This window comes from Aphanothece microscopica RSMan92, assembly GCF_046613545.2.
In the GTDB taxonomy this organism is placed as follows: domain Bacteria; phylum Cyanobacteriota; class Cyanobacteriia; order PCC-6307; family Cyanobiaceae; genus NIES-981.
On record NZ_JBKKKY020000582.1, the window covers coordinates 1 to 428 of the forward strand.

General features: G+C 44.2%; 1 protein-coding gene. It reads right to left on the minus strand.

Annotation, left to right across the window (positions count from 1 at the left end; genetic code table 11):
* On the minus strand, nt 1–215 hold a 215-nt coding region (locus ACLD7X_RS19150), incomplete at its 3' end, for a DUF3127 domain-containing protein (RefSeq protein WP_411425263.1).
* Between the last annotated feature and the right edge of the window lie 213 nt (nt 216–428).

Here is a 428-nt window from a genome sequence, read left to right on the forward strand (position 1 = left end):
TTGTATTCGCGGCTTTCTACGTCCACTGAGGCCACGACGGCATCACCCACGGCAAGACCAAACTGGTCAATTTTATCTCCCCACATAGCAATACATACTTTTTTGGGGTATTGTCCCTGCGTTTCCAGTACAAATTCCTGCTTACGCCACGTTCCGTTTTTACCTTGTCCGTTTACTTCGGGAAGTATTGCAATGACGGTTCCTTCTATTTCCATGAAAACAACTTTTGCGAGTATTAGTGTAAGTATTTATACATCAAAAGTAACGTATTTGGGGCGTATATCAAAAATCTGATGCACGCTGCCCACAGTCTTATGCTAACCTATTAGCTTAAAACCTTCCCCGTGCAGATTCATAATCTGCACATCGGGGTCTTCTTTCAAATGCTTCCGGAGCTTAGTCACGTACACATCCATACTCCGGGCGTT